Genomic DNA, 19,805 nt, shown 5'->3' on the forward strand with positions numbered 1-19,805 from the left:
GCATGAAAGGAGATCTTGTTATGAACTCCCCTTCTCTATTGAATCCCAATGAGGCGCGGAAATTAATCCGCAGCAAGGTATGGGAGAAGCCGACAGCAGGAATGGCAAACGGCTTCATTCAGGCCAATCTTGCCATAATGCCAAAGGATCTTGCTTTTGAGTTTCTCCTTTTCAGTCAAAGGAATCCAAAATCATGCCCAATCATCGATGTGACGGAACCTGGATCTCCTGTCCCGATGCTCTCAGCTCCAAATGCTGATATCAGAACCGATTTGCCCAAATACAGGATTTATAAAAACGGTGTTCTCTCAGAGGAGCTTTCAGACATCACTTCTTATTGGGATGATGATATGGTGGCATTTCTGATCGGCTGCAGCTTTACATTTGAAGAAGCATTGCTGAAAAACAATATCCCTATCCGCCATATTGAGGAAAATCGGAATGTTCCAATGTATAAAACCAATATTGAGTGTGTAAAAGCAGGCCGGTTTGAAGGGCCAATGGTCGTGAGTATGCGGCCGATGACAGAGAAGGAAGCCATTCGGGCTGTCCAGGTGACAAGCCGCTTCCCTTCTGTCCATGGGGCGCCTGTCCATATCGGCAGCCCTGAAGCAATCGGCATAAACAATATACATCAGCCCGATTTTGGCGATGCCGTGACGATTAAAGATGGAGAGGTACCGGTCTTTTGGGCCTGTGGCGTCACTCCTCAGGCAGTTGCCATGCATGTGAAGCCGGAGATTATGATTACACATGCACCGGGACATATGTTTATTACTGATTTAAAAAATGAAGAGTTTTCGGTTTTATAGGAAAAAGGCGTCCATTGGGCGCCTTTTACTTTTTATGTTTTAAAAAATCCAATGCATCCTGGTGATCCTTTTTCATAATCTGCTCTATTAACGGGTCCCCCGGGATGACTTCCTTCTTTTTACTTTTGATAGTCCTGTAAACAGGCCTGATGGAGGATAGACTGCTTTTTACTTTCCATTCTCCATCCTCAAAGACTATTTTCAAATCGATTAGGCCGAGATGATTGCCCCAGTAGCCAGCCTGAACAGCAGCTGTTCCATTTATGGTCCCTGTCTTCAAGTCGATTCCCGGCACCTTTTGCAGCTCATCTTTGACAGGGAAAACAGAGTGGCTGTGTCCGAATAAAATGGCATCTATTCCTTGAACTTTGCTGAGTGCCTGAACTGAATTGCCCTTTTTTTCCTCCAGGCCTCTATCGGATTGGAGGCCGGTATGGGCAAGGGCCACAATGATATCCGCCCCTTTGCTTTTCATTATAGGAATAAAGTGCTCTGCCGTTTCTTTTATATTTTTCACTTTAAGGTTCCCGCGAAAATACTCTTTATTCCACTCCGCAACAATTGGAGTAATAAAGCCGATGACTCCGACATTCAGCCGATGCTTTTCTCCCGTTGTATCTGTCACTTCTTTTTCTATAATGGTGTAGGGATTAAAATAATTGAGGTCATCTTCCTCAAGCTGATTGCTGTCTTCCACATAGATATTGGCATTCACATAAGGAAAGTTGGCTCCCCTCAGGCTTTCTTCCATAAAATCAATTCCATAATTAAATTCATGATTTCCCACTGTTGCAGCATCATAAAGCAGCGTATTCATGGCCTTAAAAACAGGATGGACATTAGCCATATCCAGAGGATGGCTTCTATAGGCATATTCATCAAGCCCGTTGCCTTCAAGAATGTCCCCGTTATCGAATAAAAGGGAGTTAGGGGACTCATTTCTTGCCTGTTTAATCAGGCTGGCCGTCCTGGAAAGCCCAAACTCCACTGTTTTCCTGCGGTGTTCATAATCATACCCAATCATATTTCCATGTAAATCAGTTGTTTCCATCACGCGCAGATGGATAGTTGGCGGTCCTGAAACTTCAGCTTCCGTCTGGTTCCACACAAGCAGCAGGGCTATGAATGATAACAGCGTGATCGTATATTTTTTCATTCCCTTTTTCATTCCGAGTCCCCCAGACGATCAAAGATTAGTTTTCTTATTTTCTCTAGATGCAAGAAATTTAATCAGAGATTGGGGACTTAAGAAAAAAGAAGAAAAAAAGGAAAATTTTGAAACCTTTTTGTCCTTTAATCGGTATGAAAAAATGAAAATAATATTAATCTTTATATAGTGTCTTGAATATGACTTTCTCCCACGCTTTCCACGTCAGAAGGTGTTTCAGGCGTATTCTTGTTCGGACTCCCTTACCTACCGGGTATCTGAGAGCAGGTTCTTTTTCCCGGATAATGTCCACTGCTTTTTTTGCAACGATCATTGGATCTTCGTAAAAGGGCTCTCCTTGTTCAAGGTACTTCTGTATTTTTGTCATATACGGGTAATAAGGCGAGTCGTTTTTCAATGAGGGTTCCGCGATCTTTTTCCCTGTTGTCCAAATGCCTGTCCTGAAAGATCCTGGCTCAATAAGCACCACATTTACTCCAAATGGCTTGACTTCAAGCCTAAGTGATTCACTCCAGCCCTCTACTGCAAATTTCGAAGCGGCATATGGCGATAAGCCCGGAAAACCGACTCTTCCGCTGATGGAGCTGATATTTATGATGGTTCCCGATCCCTGTTCCCGCATAAATGGCAGAACTGCCTGGGTTACGGCGATGGTTCCAAAGACATTTGTTTCAAACTGTTCTCTATACTCATCCAGCGGGATTTCTTCAGCAAATCCTGCTCCTGCGTAGCCTGCATTATTGATTAATATATCAACAGAAGGCAATTGGAGCAGCAGGCTTTTAAAATTTTCAATAGAAGCTGAAGAAGTGATATCCAATTCGTGAATGGAAATCTGAGCAAGTGCTCCCTCTTTATCAGCTTTCTCCATTAATATTTTGCTTTTATCCAGTTTCCTCATGGTGGCTAGTACATGAAAACCGTTCTTTGCCAGCTCAATGGCCATTAATATTCCAAATCCGCTTGAACAGCCGGTAATGACTGCGTATTTTGTATTCAATACCTTCATCCTTTCTCCGGAACAAATTTTTTTATTTCGAATGTAAATAGATATATAATTAAATGTAAAAGTATTATAAAATAATAAATATATTGAAAATAAGAGGATGAACAAGTTGGCTCACATATTTATCAGCATTTTCCTGCTTTTATCCGGTTTGATTCCTTCAGTGCAGCAAAGCCAGGAGCAGATAGATTTCAATGACCTGGGAAGAGATGCCATTGTGATCGATTCACCAGCTCTGAAAAACCCTGCTTTTTGCAGTACACTGGTAACTGCAGTAAAAACTACTGCCAAAACAACCAATTTTAAAGTACGGCGCATGTATTTTCAGCCTCTTACATCTGCTGCATTCCATAGAAGCAATGAATACATGACACCCTACATGTTTCAGAGTAATTATCTCCGCATTTAATGGAACCCTGAAGAAACTTACTAAAGTGTGGAGGAATAGAATTGGAAACGATTAAATCACTATTTAATAATAACGGCTTTAAACGATTCATCATTTTTGGAATTATAGTTCTGGCTCTTTACCTGTCGAGAAGCATGATTAATTTAATCCTGATAACTTTTATTTTTTCCTTCTTGATGGATAGGCTCGTGAAACTGGTTCTATCGAGATTTAAACTGAATAGAAAACTGACAGTCGTAACCCTTTATATAGGAATTATTGGCCTGCTTTCTATCGGGATTATTAAATATCTTCCTTTAATAGTAAATGAAATTTCTCAGCTGTTTAAGCAGGTTGAAAGCTTTTATACTCAGAAACATGACAATCTTGTTATCACTTACATTGTACAAATGCTTGAAAGAAATGAAATTACGAAGTATCTCGAACAGGGCTTTGCGTTCCTGCTTCAATATTTTTCCGATATTAGTCATATTGCGATTCAAGTATTGCTGTCGCTTATCCTTAGTTTGTTCTTCCTGCTTGAAAAGCCTAAACTTATGGAGTTTACTTTAAAGTTCAAATACAGCAAAATGGCTGCATTTTATAATGAGATTTCCTATTTTGGAAGTAAGTTTGTGCAAACATTTGGAAAGGTAATTGAAGCTCAGGTGGTCATTGCCACAGTGAATTGTATCCTGACAACACTTGCCCTCTGGATCATGGACTTCCCTCACCTGATGGGCTTGTCTATACTTATTTTCCTTCTTGGTCTGATCCCGGTGGCAGGCGTGATTATTTCCCTGGTTCCTTTATGTACAATTGCCTATTCACTAGGCGGCTTCATCCAGGTGTTTTATATCCTCCTGTTAATTATGGTGATCCATGCGATTGAAGCCTATATTTTAAACCCGAAGCTTATGTCTTCCAAAACGGATTTGCCAGTATTTTATACGTTCATCGTCCTGATTTTCTCAGAGCATTTCTTCGGTGTTTGGGGATTGATTGTCGGTATACCGGTGTTTGTGTTTCTGCTGGATGTACTTGAAGTCAAGAGCAATCCTCCGAAAATACAGTAACTTGAAAAACACACAGTCATGCTGTGTGTTTTTTCATCTTTTATTATCAGGCTGCTTCAGCCAATGTCTGAGCCCTTTTCCCGCGTGTGGTTCATCATTATATCTGGGTATAACGTGCAGATGGCTGTGCAGAATGGATTGATTGGAAGCTTCACCAACATTCCATCCAAGAGTGTATCCATCGGATGCATACTTTTTATCCAAATAACCCTTGGCTTTTTGAAGAAGTTCATATGTATCCTTCCATTCTTCAGCCGTTAAGTGAAAGGCATCTGAATGATGAGCTTTTGGCACAATGACTCCACAGCCCTCCAAAACGTCCTGTTCTTTATCGTGCTGAAGAAAATAACAGGTCCGATTTTCAAAAATGATATTCTGGTGAGGGTCCTTGTGCGGATAGCAAAAAGGACAATTTTCCTGATGCGTCATTTAATCCTTTCCTTTCCTTACAGGGTAATTGATCAGGAAATTCTCTAAAGCGGTTTTGTGGGAATGCTCATCATAGGCAGAGTTATTGATAATGGTCTTTCGGATTGACAGTTTTTTCAGGATTTCTTCTTCAGCCTGTCTCCTTGCTTGTAAAACCTTTATTGTTCCCTCTTCCCCGCTTAGATGATTCTGCTTTCCATATCCTTGCTGCGTATAATAATTAATAAAGCCCTCAGACCAGCTTTTCGGCCGTTCTTTAATCGCTTTTTTAAAGGAGTAGTCAACGTTATCCTGATTGATATAAATTAGCATCGGATTAAGCTTTTTCACCGAATGTTCCAGCGCTAAAACATAATCCAGTATCTTTGTTTGGGGTGCCCCATATTTTATCATTCCGACTGTAATCGGATTCTGGATAAAACAGCATTCAAAAATATGAACTTTATTGCTGTTTTCAGCTTGCCTGGCGAATCTATCCCACTTTTGAGTGATGAGTCTTATATTTTGCTCCAATGGCAGCTCATAGATATCATGTTTAAATGCTATTTCATAAAATGCATCTGGAATATCTGATCCCAGCTTTTTATAAGGCAGCAAAAATCCATTATCTTCTGAAATGCCTTTCTCTGAAATTTGCTCTCTGAAAGGGCTAAATTCTTCTAATAACAGGTGCCATTCTTCATTAGTAAAGTAAGCGACACTTTCAAAATCTGCCGGGTGGTCGAGATCACCTTCGTAATATACTTCTGCTTCGGTTCCGTTTTGCCTAAGCACATCATAGGCCAATCCTGCCGTAGTTGATTTGCCTGAACCTGGCAGACCTTCGATTAAAATTAATTTTGTATCCATGGATTCACCTTCACAACATTTAGAATTTATATTCTATTGTAAGGCATAAAAAGAAAAACAAACAGTGTTATTTGCTGTTTGTCTTTGGAAGGAAGTTTTATTATGGAAACGGCTTAAATGGACTTATCCAGGCAGGCAATCAGGCGCTTCTCTATATCTGATGCCATTTCTTTAAGGTTCTGACTTTCCATCATGCTCATTAACACACTTGGCCTTGGCAATCCTATCTTTGTTTTTCCGCTTTCTTTATATACAACGATTTTACAGGGGAGAAAATAGCCAACGATTTTATCTTCTTTCAGTACTCTCTCCGCCTCCTGGGGGTTACAAACTTCAAGGACCTTAAATTCTTCATCCAGATGAAAGCCCTTCTCCTCCAGCTTCTCTTTAATATCAAAAGTCCAAAGTACACCAAACTTTTCTTCTTTTAAATGCGTTTCCAATGCTGTAATTGTTTCTTCAATGGATTTCTCTGATTCAACTGTGTAATCAAAATTCATAGCAGTCACCTCTTTTTCATGTCCTTTTTAATATGAACGAACTTCTGTTTTTTTACTATGGAATGCTGGTGAACTGCTAGGAGATATTGATGGCGAGCGTTTCTTGGTTAGACCGGGTTTCATAGCTAAGACACAAGTTTTAACCCAATTGCCGCACTTAATACCATTGCAATAAAGAATATTCGCTTGGCGTCTTTCGGTTCCCCGTACAGGATCATGCCAAGGATTGCTCCACCGGCGGCGCCAATTCCGGTCCAGACGGCATAAGCTGTGCCCATCGGCAGTTCTTTCATGGCCAGAGACAGGAAGAGGAAGCTGGCGCCAAAGCCGCCAATAAGCAGAAGTAAGGACTGCCAGTTTCGATTTTGGTGCCAGCTGTTAATCATGGTGACACCTGTCATTTCAAAAACCCCAGCCAGAATCAGATACAGCCAGCTCATGAATTTTCAGCTCCTTTCGATTTGTCTTCGTTTGTCACCAGCTTTAAACCAAGTACTCCTAATAATAAAACAAGAACAAGAAGGATTTTAGATAATTTCAAAGGCTCTCCGAAAAATATAATTTCAGATAATACTGTTCCGGCAGTCCCCATGCCAACAAAGACAGCATATACAGTCCCCACCGGCAGCACCCTGCCCGCCATGATCATCAGATAAAAACTGACAGCGATGCTTATGATGGTCCCTGCCCATGATAATGGATCATCCGCATGCTTTAAGCCAATGACCCAAAACACTTCAAAAAATGCAGCAATAAATACCTTTAGCCACTGCATGATATCAGCTCCTTTTTAACGAATAATATCTTCTGAAAAAGAAAAAAGCCCGGAAGATATCTGATGATCAGTATCTCCCAGGCTTTTATCCCTCCGTGGCATAGCCATAAAGGCTATGAGTTTTCTCTCGGACCAGTCCAGCATCTGCTGCGGAACCCTAGAAAACCTTTTCTATTTATTTACGGGCATTATAACAAAATAACCCATCACTATCAACAAACATGATCAGCAAGGAAATATTCTTTTTCCCACTTCCGGCAGTCTGCCATTTCATAAAACCCGCCGATATGACTGATTGACGGTGGATACGGACTTTTCCTGATATGCTCTTTTATGCTGTTGAAGGCTATATCGTAGTCGAATTCGAGACAGTGATCAAAATAATGATGAACAATTTCGCTTTTGATCCGGAAAGGCGGATACACTCTTTCAATAAGAACAAAAAGCTTCAGCATTTCTGTTTTGTTCATAAAACCATTCCTTTAGCTAATCTTAATTCAATTATTGCCTGTTTTTCTAAAACAAAACCCCTGCACATTGCAGAGGCTTCATCCTATAGATCCATTTCAAGGACTACCGGGCAATGGTCGCTGCCCATAATGTCGCAATGAATTTGTGAATCTATTATTTTTTCCTGAAGCTTTTCTGACACAATAAAATAATCGATCCGCCAGCCGATATTCCGCTCCCTTACTTTTGCCATATACGACCACCATGTATAGGCACCCTCGGCTTCCGGATATTTATAGCGGAAGGCATCAACAAACCCGGAACCAAGCAAACTGGTCATTCTTTCACGTTCTTCATCGGTAAACCCGGAATTTCCGCGATTGGATTTTGCATTCTTTAAATCTATTTCATTATGGGCCACGTTTAAGTCACCACACATAATAACAGGCTTTATTTCATCCAGCCCGAGCAAATACTCCCGAATCCGCTCTTCCCATTCAAGGCGGTATGGAAGCCGGGCCAGGTCACGCTTTGAGTTTGGCGTATAGACATTCACCAGATAAAAGCCTTCATACTCAAGCGTGAGAATCCTGCCTTCTGGTTCTGTTTCCTCATCGCCCAATCCATAGCGGACAGAGATAGGCTCTTTTTTCGTAAATACAGCTGTACCCGAATATCCTTTTTTAAGCGCATAATTCCAATATTGGTGATAGCCATCCAGGATGAGCTCAATCTGTCCCTCCTGCAATTTGGACTCCTGGATGCAAAAGATGTCTGCATCCACCTCTTTGAAGTAATCTGTGAAGCCTTTTTTCACACAGGCCCTAATGCCATTCACATTCCATGATACGAGTTTCATTGCAATTGTATCTCCTTACGAAAAAATCTGTATGAGTACAACATTACCATGGCTTTTCAATAATTGCATAGTAATAAACACTGAAACTTGAAAGGCAATCGATAATACTGATTTTTTAAAAAAAATGCTCAAAATTAATGGACATTTCTCCTTACTGCTTCTTTTAACTCCCTGGCTGATTTTTCAGGGGAATCCGCCTGGCTGATTGCCGTAATGACTGAAACACCGTCTGCTCCAGCAGCCATAATGGGAGGTGTATTTTTAGAGTTAATTCCGCCAATACCTACCACAGGAATCTGGATAGAAGCAGATCTCAATTCCTTTAAAAAAGTAAGACCCTGAACTGCTTTGGCATCTTTCTTTGTGCTTGTCGGATAAATAGGGCCAATGCCGAGGTAATCTGCTCCCTGCCGGATTGCTGCTTCTGCTTCAATCATATTATGAACGGACACGCCAAGGATTTTGCTGCCGATTTTTCTCCTGACCACATCTGCCGGTTCGTCTTCCTGGCCTATATGGACTCCATCTGCATTAATAGTAAGCGCCAATTCAATGTCATCATTGACGATAAAAGAAATGCCGCTCTCGTTGCAGATTGCCTGAAGCCTTTTTGCAAGAGATTCCTTCTCTTTGCCTTGCAGGCATCCTGCACCTTTTTCACGGAATTGAAACAGGGATATGCCCCCATTAATTGCTGATCGGAGAATATCTTCAGGCTCTTGGAAGCAATTTACGCTTCCCATTATTAAATATACTTTAAGCAGCTCACTCATTTCCTCTGAATTAATTCTCATGAACGAAATTCTCCTTTTTCTTCAAATTATAAGCCCAATGATTGGTTGGTCCATGACCGCTGCCAATTCTTAAGTCATGTTCAATTGCTGCCTGGATAAATTGCTTTGCACGATCAACAGCCTGCGGCACAGAAAAGCCTTCAGCGAGTCCGGCTGTAATGGCAGCCGAAAAGGTGCAGCCAGTACCGTGCGTGTTTACTGTTTGTATTCTATTACTCTTGAACTCGGTAAAACTTTCACCGTCAAATAATAGATCGGCAGCCACTTTTCCCTCATCATGGCCGCCCTTAATGATGACATGTCTCGCTCCAAGCCTATGTAGTTCTTTTGCTGCCTTCCGTTTATCTTTCATTGAACGAATATTAGCATCCGTTAAAACCTCCGCCTCGGGTATATTGGGTGTAATCACCATCGAGAGCGGAATTAGATGCTTTTTCATCGCTAAAATGGCTTCAGTCTGAAGAAGACATGCTCCACCTTTTGCTATCATCACCGGATCAATGACGATATTGTTCCATCCGTATTCCGCAATCTCCTTTGAAACCGTCTCGATAATTTCAGCACTAAAGAGCATACCTGACTTGACTGCATCAGGCCTTAAATCCTCTCCAATGGATTGTAATTGTGACGCAACAGCCTCTGCGGTCATGGGATAAACTCCCTGCACTCCCCTGGTGTTTTGTGCCGTTACGGCAGTTAACGCTGACATGCCGAAAACACCGAGTTCCTGAAAGGTTTTTAAATCTGCCTGAATACCAGCACCGCCGCCGCTGTCTGATCCTGCTATGGTTAAAGCTTTGTTCACCTTCATTTTTATTCCCCTCCTACCTGACTAAAAGAGCCGCGCAATTCAACATCTGAGGCTGAGATAGTATATAAGCTATTCAAGAACTCTATTTGGAAAGTGCCCGGGCCCCTGCCATCCGTTTTTTCTGCAGCGATTTCGGCGGCAGAGCCATACACGACCAATGAAGCAGCTGCCGCTTTTACTGGATCCTTTTCAACAGCAGCGAAAGCTCCAATAACAGAAGTCAAAAGGCATCCGGCACCCGTTACTTTCGTTAACAGGGGATGTCCATTGTTAATGGTAAAAGTGGCTCTTCCATCTGAAATGATGTCCTGTTTTCCTGTAATGACGGTGACTGCACCAAGTTTATTTGCTGCTGACTTTGCGAGCTCAGAAGTGTTTCCCTCTGCTTCTCCTGCATCAACGCCCTTAATATTCCATTTCTGTCCTGCTGCATTGGCAATTTCTGCTGCATTTCCTCTTATGATGCTAATATCTAATTCTTCCATTATTCTATTGGCTGTTTCTGTGCGATAGGCTGTCGCGCCGGCACCAACCGGATCAAAGATTACCGGCACCCCATGCTGATTGGCTGATTTTCCTGCGATAAGCATGCTTTTCACTTCTTTTTCAGTCAATGTTCCCATGTTGAGAACCAGTGCCCCGGCAATTTTAGCCATATCACCCGCCTCTTCATGCGCATATGCCATTACAGGTGATGCCCCAATTGCCAGCAGGCCATTGGCAGTGAAATTGGTTACCACCACATTGGTGATATTATGTACTAAAGGATTAAACTCTCTTACTTTTTCCAATAGACTGCTAATCTCTTGAATGTTCACATTCATTCCTCCTCTGCGTTTGCCGCTCAATAGCCTTTGAAAAGAGAACAAAATAAAAACCAGATCCATATAAGGACCTGGCTGAATAATCTATAGAGAATTATGTTTGTTCTCCGAAATTACTACTTTCCTACGCTGGTATGATCCAGATCAGGTCCGAAGGGTAAAAAACAGTCCGGTTTCTTTCTCAGCCCGCGAGCATCGGGCACCCCTAGCAGTAAAACTATTAAGTTGGCTGTTTTTATCTTAGCCTGAATCATGAAATCTGTAAAGCTTGCAATTCTGCCGCTTCCTCTTTAAGGTGTAAGTAAGAATACATAGCTTGGAGGATTCAAATATGGCTGAACACCATTTTCACTTGAAAGCACATTGGCCTGGTCTTCGCAATGATGTTGGGGAAATAGAAACAGGCGGCCTGAGAACACAGGTATCCATTCCACCGGAAATGGACGGTCCCGGAATCGGAACGAATCCGGATGAAATGCTGCTCGGGGCGGCGGCTACTTGTTATATTATTACACTTGCAGCCATGATGGAACGCAGCCGGCTCGATAAAGAGGACCTTACAATGGAGTCGGTAGGAGTTGTTGATGTCACCAAAGGGGTGATTACTTACAAAAAAATTATTCATCACCCAGTTATTGTGCTTAAATCAGACGCTGATGATAAGGACCATACTCTTGCACATAAGCTTGTCCAAAAAGCAGAAGCATCCTGTATGATCTCAAGGGCGATTAAAGGAAATGTGGAAGTGGAAGTACAGGAAACCATTCGTAAAAATCAAACACCGGCCTGATAGCCGGTGTTTTGGTTTAAGTTATAGAGCCCATTTGCGGATGGCCAGTGCAACACCGGCTTCATCATTTGTTCCTGTCACAGCATCGGCTGTCTCTTTAACAATGTCCTGTGCATTGCCCATCGCTATTCCCCAGCCTGATTCTTTAATCATGGCAATATCGTTCAAGCTGTCTCCCATCGCCATTACATTTTCCATTGAAATACCAAGGAGGTCGGTTACTTTTAGGATACCTTTGGCTTTGTTGATGCCTAAAGCATTGACTTCTATATTGGTTAAGCTGGAATTAGTAATTTCCAGGTTGCCTTTAGACTGAAGCTCTTTATGAATCAGCTCCCTGATCGCATCATCTGAAATATCAAATCCAAATTTAAGCCATTCATGATCATGGATATTTTCCGGCATTTCGTTCATCCACACGCGCTCGCAGCTGGTTGCCCAGAAATTGGTCTTGTGTGTCTTAGACAGATTCCACATCCATTCCATTACTTTAGAATCCACTGGAGCTCTTAAAATGGATTCACCACCAGGTCCAAATATTTCGCTGCCATTTACCGTGATCAAATAAGAATTTAATTTTAGAGAATCAGCATGATCGCCTGCCGTTAACCTGGATCTGCCGGTGCTCAAAATGACTTCGATTCCTTTCTCCTTTGCTTCTTTTATAGCTGCACGGTTCTCTTCAGGAATTTCCCCTTTGGAGTTCAGTAATGTTCCATCCATATCAAGGGCGATTAATTTGATCTGCGGGGGAATTTTTGCTTCTTTCATAGTCCTCTTCCTTTCTTCAATTAACACAATAAAGCCATTATATAGGTAAGTCCGCTTTCCTTCAAAGAAGGCGCATTTTAGATGAATATTTTTTTGTGAAATGGAAATACCTGTATGTATTAAATGTAAAAGGTGATGTTACTATGTATCTTGCACTTGTAATCATCGTATGGATATTGTTCGCTTACCGCTTTATTGACTGGTCGCAGTGGAAAAAGCAATATCCTACTGTCTTATTTTTTATTGCGATCAACCTGACCTACAATATGCTCTATTTTAATCATACACTGTGGGCTTTTAGAGGTATTACGGCTGAATGGCTAAATCATTCGATTATTAACTTAGCTTTCACATTTTTTATTACTCCTATGGCTCTGATTATTTACCTGCAGCGCTACCCTGACAATAAAAAACAGGGATACATTTACTCTGCTATATGGATTGGCTTTTTTACCATTATTCAATCACTGTTTGCCCACAAAGGAATGTATGTGTACGATAACGGCTGGAACAGCTGGCATAACATTTGGCTGAATATCGCTCTATTTGCTGTATTGCGAATCCACTATCGAAGACCTGCGGTTGCCATGCTGATTTCCCTGCCTGCTGCGGTGGTATTCTACTTATTTTTTCCGTTTCCATTGGACAGCCTAAAATAAATGCATACATAAAGCGAGGTGTACTGGAATGATCATTCAGAACGACTTGTCTGTGTCCTTATTTTTGCTCCTTCTGTTCTTAACCTATGCATTGATGTGGTTTTATTTAATTAGGAAAAAAATCAATAAATAATTTAGGGCAGACTAATTGGTTAGAGCTTCCCATCAGTTAGTTTATGTTAGTTTTGTATAGGATTGGTCGAGGCTCTCCACATGGAGCACCTCGACACTGTGTATTCTTCTTTTCTGCCTGCCAGCAACTGTTCAATTAGTTTTTATTAATTTGAGATGTTGCGTTTTTCTCCTTAACCTTTTTTCTGATTTCAGCAACTAGCCAAGTAAAAGGAGGAATTGTGAAGGAGATCAAAGCAGTCAGAGGATAATATTTAGATATGTAATCAGAAATAAAATGATTATAATTTTTAATACCGAAAACAGTGAATAACACAACTACTATTACAGAAGCAAAGTGTACCCCCCATTTACCTTTATCTTTGAACCAGGGCTCAAAGCTTTTTCCAATCGAACTGTGCAGGACAGAAATACGGATGATCCCGCCAAATACAATTACGATAATTCCATAAACATCAAAACGTTCCACAAATCCGAAAGAAACAAGTCTCACGATACTTTGTGCAGGATATTCAAGTGTTCTAACTAACTGCTCCCCAAAAACAGCCAATGTACCTGTTACTGTTCCAACAAACATAATTGCAATCAAAAGGACTAAAAGGCTGTTTGTATACAGCAAGGATTTCGAACTTTCATATTGCTTTCTCAACTGTACCATTAACAGTAAGGTCATTTCCCCATATAGGCCAACAGTTAAAATAATGGCATCAAAGAGAGGAAATAGGCCTTCTTCAAAAATAGGCAGCAAGTTATTAAAATCCTTTTCTCCAAAAGTGCTTATAGCTATTGCAAAACCAGTAATAACGATGAATGGCAGGATAGCTTCGCTAATTCTTGTAATATTCTCAATGCCTACGAATAAAGCATAAAGAACGATCAGGTAAAATGCAGTACCGATTACCCACCTTGGTGTCTCAGGCAGAAAAATCACCTGTACAAAGTCTACAATTCCAAAAAAAGTTATGATTGTTAAATATAAAAAATAAACAGCAAAAGGCAGTATCATAATCTTTCCGGCTATTTTGCCAAAGGTTTGCACAAGCATCCCGTCTAATGTGGATTTAGGATAAATCATATGCAGCCGAAAGATAGTAAACCCCAAAAAAAACCCGAAAGGCATGGCTAGGAGGATGGCCACCCATGCCTCATGGCCGGCCATGGAAAAGATTGTCGGCAATAAAAGAAAGTGGCCAGTAACGGGCAAAATCATGGACAGAAGAAAGACGGATTGCCGATATGAAACAACTTCCACATTATCTTCCTCCTTCATAATTTACTAAACCGTTTGCAGGCAACTCTGTATTGACTTTTACGACTACTTTTAATGAGGGATATATTTCCTCCCAATTTTCCTTATGATGTTTCCAATAGTCTTTTTCATTCCTGCGAATGATTTCAGCAAAATCAAAGGTATTTGCCTTTAATTCTTTTTGAATTTTATCCACAGAATCTTCAACTTCTTTTTTTATAGCATTTTTGTAAAGCTGATTGATTTTTTTAATATCATCTTTCGCTAATCTGACAGCTTTTGAGGTTTCACCAATAAATCCGGTCTCTTGAATTGATATCTCTATAACTGGCTGTCCGTCTTTCAAAAAATTATTAATAGTTGTCTTTGAGTCTTTAACTTCGATGGATACGTTAACGGTTTCTTCTTCAGATAAAGGCACATGAATAACCTGAATCCCCCCTTCTAACTCTCCCTGTACTCTTAGCATTCCCCTTGTTTCAACTCCATTTAGCTCTCCCACCAACTTATCTCCTTTAAAAATTGCTGTACCCTCATTCTTAAAATCATTATCTATCTTATGAATGATTGGCATATAAGGGTCTTGATAGGGATCAATTAAACGTTGGTAAAAATTATGCAATTCCACATAAGGGGCTTTTGATAATGCTTTTTGCTCGACAAGAGAGTTTTTCATCTCTCTAGCTGGAATATCATATAATTCGGTATTTAAGATTTCTAAAATTTCTTTAGCATTTCCTTCCGCTAAGAAAACAGACATGTTAAACCGAGGTTCATGATCACGTAAAAAGAAATCAAAAGCAGAAGTCACTCCATCTTCGGCAACAGCCTTTCCAATAATGAGCGAATCAATATGTTGATGGATTTCCTTCTTTTTTGCTTCACTGATCATATTCCTGACTGCTTCAAAAACAGTTTCTCCATGAGTAGTATGGACAATGGCAGAAATGGGGAGATCACTTTTAGAACCTGGTTTAATCGTTTGGGCAGTGACATCAAATCCCGAGTCGATTCCTTTATCAACTCCTATACCCGACATAATTCCCACATCCCTCAATTCTTTACTCCCCCAGCATCCACTCAGCATTACTAACATAAAAAGGAGAAGTAATAGAGCCGAATATTTCATTACTCTTCTCCCCCTTCTTGCTTTTTGCCCGATTTTGGTTTGTTGCCATTCGCCGTACGCAGATCATTCAGAGTGTGTAAGGCTTCTGGACGGTGATTCAATTTCCAAAATGGCGCTCTGATTAAAAAATCTTTCCAGTCTGACCACATAATAGGGAACCACGGCGACATGTATGGCACGCCAAAGGAGCGCAAAGAAGCAACATGAAGCAGAGAAAAGGTAAGAGCAAGCATAACCCCATAAATCCCTAAAATTCCAGCAGCAAATAAAAAAGCGAATCGGATCAAAGCGATTGCATCATTCAACGGGGTTATAATGAAGCTGGTAATCGCTGAAATTGCAACAATGATGACCGTGGGAGCACCAACAAATCCTGCATTCACAGCAGATTCTCCCAAAACCAATGCCCCGACAATGGAAACAGCTTGTCCTATATGCCTTGGCATACGTATACCAGCTTCACGCAGCCATTCGAAACTAATCATCATAAGAAATACTTCAATAAAAAGCGGGAAAGGAACACCCTGCCTTGATGCCGATAGACTGATCAATAATTCAGTAGGGAATGTTTCTTTATGAAAATTTTGAAACGCCACATAAACGGCAGGGGCTAACGTAGATGCCAAAAAGCCAATAAGCCTTAACATTCTTATGAATGATGTATAGTAGGGCCTTGAATAATAATCTTCAGCTGCCTGGAATGATTCCATCATTAAATATGGAACAATTAATACAGTGGAAGTACCGTCTACTAAAATGGCAATTCTTCCTTCCAAAATTCTCGCAGATACAACATCCGGCCTCTCAGTATTGGATATGGTAGGAAAGGGAGAATAAGGTGCGTCTTCAATGAATTCTTCAATATACCCCGATTCCAATATGGCATCAGTATTTATTTTTCTGAGCCTATTTTTTACTTCCTCTAATAAATCAGGATTCACTAAATGGTTAATATATGCAATTGCCACGTCTGTTTGTGACAAGGTACCCATCGTCATTTGTTCTATGATTAGGTTCTGGTTATGAATCTTTCGTCTAAGCATGGCTGTATTGGTTCTTAAGGTTTCAACAAATCCTTCTCTAGGTCCCCTAACAACGGTTTCTGTTACAGGCTCCTGTATGCCTCTCATTTCCCATGTTCTCGAACCCAAAATATATACATACTCCATCCCGTCAATTAACAGTAAGGGATCCCCTTTTAATAATTGAGATACACTTTTTTTCATCGTTCTCTCTGTTGAAATGTCGGATATGCTTAGCAGATCCTGCTCTATGGTCTCAAGCCTTTGTAAAATAGGAAGATCCCCTGTTTCAAGTTCCATTAAAGGCTTGATAATGTTCTCGTGTATGGCAGTTTTGTCATATAATCCATCTATTCCAACTAGAAAAGCATCTGCTTTCTGCTGCCGACCAATAGTAAAACGCCTAAAAACAACATCAGAATTTTTCTCAAAAAGCTCGGAAATATAGGTAATATTCTCACTTAATTTCTTAGATACCATCCGGTCAGAAACACTAAAATCCTTTTTGCGGTCTAGTTTGGAATATTCAATTTTGCGTTTAATCCATCGCAGCATAGTGTCCCCCTTCTGTACCGTTAAATTATGGTAACCTTATCCTTTGATCAAACGATGGGTTTTATACTTGGATATATAATTTACCCAGCGATTTTTTAGCTCTTACTCCCTTGCTTAAAAAAGGAGATAAATAGGTGTAAAAAATGCTCCGGATTTGTTATTTAGAGTAGATTTCATATCTCTCAGTTAAGGAATTCTATCTTTTATATAAGGAATTAAATAGGAGAGGAATAAAAGGATAACTGGCTGCCAATCCAGTAAAAGACCCTGCTTGTACCAATGATGGTGCAGGCTCTTTTCTTTTATCTAAATTGGCTCCCGAAGAAAACAATGATCGCGAGGACCGAGGAAAGAAAAAGCGTGAGGATAATGGAAAATACTACATGAAAGCCAGACTGCCAATTTTGGACTTTCTTTAAGACAAGGACACTTAAGAGGAAGACAAGAACTGTCAACAGGAGAAGGAGAGAAAATGGCCGATGTCCGATTTTGTTCAGATAAAAATCATATAGCGGCGAAAAACCCAGCAGCAAAAATAAACCGAGGCATATAAACGATAAGATGAAAACCAGATGGCTTAGTTTTTCCGGCATGGTTAGTCCCCCCTTTACAAATACCCGCCTCTTATATAAATGTATGAAAACATACCATTACATAAAACTTGTAATTCATTCATAGTTCAAATATGGTATAAATATCTTTAGGTAATCTAATTAAAAGAAGGTTTTTTCGTGAAAAAAAATGTTTTCATCACCTTTTCTGCTGCTGCATTAGGTGCAGGGTTATTTTCATTATTGCATATTCCGGTCGCCTTTTTGCTTGGTGCATTGACTGCTGTAATGATTGGAAGCCGGCTCAGCAGGATTCCATTTTACTGGCCAGCCGCATTTCGGGATGCCGGGATCATTATTGTCGGCTACAGCATCGGCCTTTCTTTTACAAAGGAAGCGGTTTTGCTTATCCTTCAGAAGCTGCCTTTTATTTTTCTCATTACGGTTTGCCTGATTCTCTTTAGTGCCATTTCTGCCCTTCTCATTGCTAAATTATTGGGCATCGATTATCCAACAGTGCTGATCGGGAGTATTCCCGGAGGTCTTTCACAAATGATTCTTCTGGCAGAGGAAGTTAAAGGAATTGATATCACAGTCGTTACCTTTATGCAGGTTGCAAGGCTGACGATGATTATCTTCATTGTCCCTGTTCTGGTTTTCGGACCATGGATGAACATGGAAGTCAGTTCTGAATTTACAGCCGCTGTTCCTTTATGGAGGGATTTATTCCCTGATATTTTCCTCTTTGCTCTTGTTTCCTTTGCAGGCATTATCCTAAGTAAACGCCTGAAGCTCCCTACCACATACCTTCTCGGTCCGATTATGGGAACAGCTGCCCTTGTCATTTCCGGCATTAACGGGCCTCAGCTCCCTCCGTCTGTTTTGGATTTATCACAGCTTTTAATAGGAGCCCACATCGGCATGATGATGAAGCCTGAAAAGCTGGGCAATAAGGTTAAAACGATTTCACTTGCTGCCTTAAGCGGCCTGCTTCTCGTGGTGTGTTCGGTTCTGCTCAGTTTTTGGGTTATGCACGCTTTTCATCTTTCCCCTGCCACCGGATTACTGAGCCTTGCTCCGGGAGGAATGGACCAAATGGCCATCATCGCCCATGAAACCGGGGCCGATCTGGCCATCGTAACAGGGTATCAGCTTTTTCGCTTATTCTTTATCTTCTTTGTGGTGCCTCCGTTTTTAAAATGGATCTTTTTGAAGTTTAAGAGATTAGGATCATCAAGCGAATAAAGAAGGGACTGCATTCTGCAGCCCCTTCTTTTGCTATTATGCTAGTTAATGACAATAGCCTGTGATCCCATTAGCTCCCAGGCTTCTATAAACTGCTGTTTAGGCACCTTTTTATTTTTAGTGCCATACGGATCGTTAATATAGATATTTTCCTCATCATATCCGGTTATTGCCACACTATGCATCTGGAAGGTCACATCCACCGGTCCGCCCGGTGTATTCCAGGTCTCAAAAGATGCAGCGGGTGACAGACTTGCGGTTGTAATGATCCAGACCGGCGACCCTTTCGCTACTTTTTCAAGCAGCACATCAAACGGCTTGCCAGTCAGATTCTCAGCACGGTCAGGAAAGTACTTTTTCGCCAGATCGAAAATCGGCCCCTCATAAACGCCCAATCCCGGACCATCCTCCATATTGCCGACAAAGCCCTCATTGGGATTCCCGTACTCACCTCCGCTTAACTTGAGCGGTACCCGGTTAACTTCCTTTGCTAACTCATTTTTTGATACTTTAACGCCTTCATAGCTTATAATCATTGCTAAACTGGTAATCTCACAACCATTATATAAACGCGGGTGATCCATTTGGTTGTACAATGGCACATCCAGAAGCACCGATTTCTTCATAATTTCCTGCTTCACGGGCGGGGCATGCTGTGCCTCCGCGTGCGGAACAGCTGTATAGGAAATTTCCTTTTCATTTGAGTGTTCATTGCTCCCCATCTTTATGCCTCCCACAGTCAGAGACAATCCAACCCCGGCAGCTATAGACATTGCGATAATTCTATTGCCCAATTGATCAAACTCCCTTTTCATTTCGCTGTTTTCATAATATTCTAGTTTGCTAAACTCCCCCACCATTGTGCCATACCCGCGCGGATATGACAAATCGCCTGATGATAGGCAATTTTTTTTAGAATTTTTGTCAAGAGATCGGTTTTTTGCTTTTTTCTGATGAATAA

Annotated in this window: 24 protein-coding genes and 2 riboswitches; of the genes, 6 read left to right on the forward strand and 18 right to left on the reverse strand. The window is 41.0% G+C overall.

Annotation, left to right across the window (positions count from 1 at the left end; translation table 11 throughout):
• Nucleotides 1–20 precede the first annotated feature (20 nt).
• Nucleotides 21–812, forward strand: coding sequence for a putative hydro-lyase (locus CHI10_RS03210; RefSeq protein ID WP_095242884.1), 792 nt, complete (start codon nt 21–23; stop codon nt 810–812).
• 25 nt (nt 813–837) lie between these two features.
• Here CHI10_RS03210 and CHI10_RS03215 read toward each other — a convergent pair whose 3' ends face one another.
• Nucleotides 838–1,980 (reverse strand): metallophosphoesterase, encoded by a 1,143-nt coding sequence (locus CHI10_RS03215; protein WP_095242885.1) that lies wholly within the window; start codon nt 1,978–1,980, stop codon nt 838–840.
• 154 nt (nt 1,981–2,134) lie between these two features.
• Entirely contained in the window at nt 2,135–2,980 is an 846-nt protein-coding gene (locus CHI10_RS03225; RefSeq protein WP_095242969.1) for an SDR family oxidoreductase, read from the reverse strand.
• Between the two features lie 115 nt (nt 2,981–3,095).
• Here CHI10_RS03225 and CHI10_RS03230 point away from each other — a divergent pair, with 115 nt between their 5' ends.
• The gene (locus CHI10_RS03230) at nt 3,096–3,395 is read left to right on the forward strand and encodes a hypothetical protein (protein WP_095242887.1); all 300 of its coding nucleotides are present in this window, start codon (nt 3,096–3,098) and stop codon (nt 3,393–3,395) included.
• 41 nt (nt 3,396–3,436) lie between these two features.
• Entirely contained in the window at nt 3,437–4,450 is a 1,014-nt protein-coding gene (locus CHI10_RS03235) for an AI-2E family transporter (RefSeq protein WP_095242888.1), read from the forward strand.
• Between the two features lie 33 nt (nt 4,451–4,483).
• Here the strand turns inward: CHI10_RS03235 and CHI10_RS03240 are convergent, their stop codons facing one another.
• The 10 genes from CHI10_RS03240 to thiM all read right to left on the reverse strand — a co-directional run bounded on the left by CHI10_RS03240 (nt 4,484) and on the right by thiM (nt 10,735).
• Nucleotides 4,484–4,879, reverse strand: a complete 396-nt coding sequence (locus tag CHI10_RS03240) for an HIT family protein (protein ID WP_095242889.1) — start codon at nt 4,877–4,879, stop codon at nt 4,484–4,486.
• Entirely contained in the window at nt 4,880–5,728 is an 849-nt protein-coding gene (locus CHI10_RS03245; protein ID WP_095242890.1) for a P-loop NTPase family protein, read from the reverse strand.
• 113 nt (nt 5,729–5,841) lie between these two features.
• Nucleotides 5,842–6,228, reverse strand: a complete 387-nt coding sequence (locus CHI10_RS03250) for a DUF302 domain-containing protein (RefSeq protein WP_095242891.1) — start codon at nt 6,226–6,228, stop codon at nt 5,842–5,844.
• Nucleotides 6,229–6,353: 125 nt separating this feature from the next.
• Nucleotides 6,354–6,668: a DMT family transporter gene (locus tag CHI10_RS03255; RefSeq protein ID WP_095242892.1), complete on the reverse strand. Its 315-nt coding sequence runs from the start codon at nt 6,666–6,668 to the stop codon at nt 6,354–6,356.
• The gene (locus tag CHI10_RS03260) at nt 6,665–7,003 is read right to left on the reverse strand and encodes a DMT family transporter (protein WP_095242893.1); all 339 of its coding nucleotides are present in this window, start codon (nt 7,001–7,003) and stop codon (nt 6,665–6,667) included. The genes CHI10_RS03255 and CHI10_RS03260 overlap by 4 nt, the downstream gene beginning before the upstream one ends.
• Nucleotides 7,004–7,075: 72 nt before the next feature.
• Nucleotides 7,076–7,175: riboswitch (guanidine-I (ykkC/yxkD leader) on the reverse strand.
• 40 nt (nt 7,176–7,215) lie between these two features.
• Entirely contained in the window at nt 7,216–7,473 is a 258-nt protein-coding gene (locus CHI10_RS03265) for a hypothetical protein (protein WP_095242894.1), read from the reverse strand.
• An 83-nt stretch (nt 7,474–7,556) separates the two neighbouring features.
• Complete coding sequence (locus CHI10_RS03270; protein WP_095242895.1) at nt 7,557–8,312, reverse strand: exodeoxyribonuclease III; 756 nt, start codon at nt 8,310–8,312, stop codon at nt 7,557–7,559.
• A 134-nt stretch (nt 8,313–8,446) separates the two neighbouring features.
• Complete coding sequence (thiE, locus tag CHI10_RS03275) at nt 8,447–9,106, reverse strand: thiamine phosphate synthase (protein WP_095242896.1); 660 nt, start codon at nt 9,104–9,106, stop codon at nt 8,447–8,449.
• Nucleotides 9,096–9,917: a bifunctional hydroxymethylpyrimidine kinase/phosphomethylpyrimidine kinase gene (gene thiD / locus CHI10_RS03280; protein ID WP_095242897.1), complete on the reverse strand. Its 822-nt coding sequence runs from the start codon at nt 9,915–9,917 to the stop codon at nt 9,096–9,098. The genes thiE and thiD overlap by 11 nt, the downstream gene beginning before the upstream one ends.
• 2 nt (nt 9,918–9,919) lie before the next feature.
• Nucleotides 9,920–10,735, reverse strand: a complete 816-nt coding sequence (thiM, locus tag CHI10_RS03285) for a hydroxyethylthiazole kinase (protein ID WP_095242898.1) — start codon at nt 10,733–10,735, stop codon at nt 9,920–9,922.
• A 110-nt stretch (nt 10,736–10,845) separates the two neighbouring features.
• Nucleotides 10,846–10,958, reverse strand: a riboswitch (TPP riboswitch).
• A 114-nt stretch (nt 10,959–11,072) separates the two neighbouring features.
• Here thiM and CHI10_RS03290 point away from each other — a divergent pair.
• A complete protein-coding gene (locus CHI10_RS03290) occupies nt 11,073–11,531 on the forward strand; it encodes an OsmC family protein (protein WP_095242899.1) in 459 nt (152 codons plus the stop codon).
• A 21-nt stretch (nt 11,532–11,552) separates the two neighbouring features.
• On the opposite strand, the gene CHI10_RS03295 is transcribed toward CHI10_RS03290, so the two are convergent.
• Complete coding sequence (locus tag CHI10_RS03295) at nt 11,553–12,302, reverse strand: Cof-type HAD-IIB family hydrolase (protein ID WP_095242900.1); 750 nt, start codon at nt 12,300–12,302, stop codon at nt 11,553–11,555.
• Nucleotides 12,303–12,445: 143 nt separating this feature from the next.
• Here CHI10_RS03295 and CHI10_RS03300 point away from each other — a divergent pair, with 143 nt between their 5' ends.
• Nucleotides 12,446–12,961, forward strand: a complete 516-nt coding sequence (locus CHI10_RS03300) for a CBO0543 family protein (protein ID WP_095242901.1) — start codon at nt 12,446–12,448, stop codon at nt 12,959–12,961.
• A 268-nt stretch (nt 12,962–13,229) separates the two neighbouring features.
• On the opposite strand, the gene CHI10_RS03305 is transcribed toward CHI10_RS03300, so the two are convergent.
• From CHI10_RS03305 to CHI10_RS03320, 4 genes are all read right to left on the reverse strand, one after another.
• Nucleotides 13,230–14,345: a GerAB/ArcD/ProY family transporter gene (locus CHI10_RS03305; RefSeq protein ID WP_179288938.1), complete on the reverse strand. Its 1,116-nt coding sequence runs from the start codon at nt 14,343–14,345 to the stop codon at nt 13,230–13,232.
• Between the two features lies 1 nt (nt 14,346).
• The gene (locus CHI10_RS03310; protein WP_095242903.1) at nt 14,347–15,471 is read right to left on the reverse strand and encodes a Ger(x)C family spore germination protein; all 1,125 of its coding nucleotides are present in this window, start codon (nt 15,469–15,471) and stop codon (nt 14,347–14,349) included.
• On the reverse strand, nt 15,471–17,048 hold the full coding sequence (locus tag CHI10_RS03315) for a spore germination protein (RefSeq protein ID WP_095242904.1): 1,578 nt from the start codon (nt 17,046–17,048) through the stop codon (nt 15,471–15,473). The genes CHI10_RS03310 and CHI10_RS03315 overlap by 1 nt, the downstream gene beginning before the upstream one ends.
• 302 nt (nt 17,049–17,350) lie before the next feature.
• On the reverse strand, nt 17,351–17,641 hold the full coding sequence (locus CHI10_RS03320) for a hypothetical protein (protein WP_095242905.1): 291 nt from the start codon (nt 17,639–17,641) through the stop codon (nt 17,351–17,353).
• 138 nt (nt 17,642–17,779) lie between these two features.
• On the opposite strand from CHI10_RS03320, the gene CHI10_RS03325 reads away from it, so the two are divergent.
• Complete coding sequence (locus CHI10_RS03325) at nt 17,780–18,844, forward strand: AbrB family transcriptional regulator (RefSeq protein ID WP_095242906.1); 1,065 nt, start codon at nt 17,780–17,782, stop codon at nt 18,842–18,844.
• 41 nt (nt 18,845–18,885) lie between these two features.
• Here CHI10_RS03325 and CHI10_RS03330 read toward each other — a convergent pair whose 3' ends face one another.
• Nucleotides 18,886–19,638 carry a C39 family peptidase gene (locus CHI10_RS03330; RefSeq protein WP_095242970.1) on the reverse strand — a complete coding sequence of 251 codons (753 nt, stop codon included), beginning with the start codon at nt 19,636–19,638 and terminating at the stop codon, nt 18,886–18,888.
• Nucleotides 19,639–19,805: the final 167 nt, after the last annotated feature.

Origin of the sequence: Bacillus sp. 7894-2 (assembly GCF_002272225.1) — a bacterium.
Lineage (GTDB): Bacteria > Bacillota > Bacilli > Bacillales > Cytobacillaceae > Cytobacillus.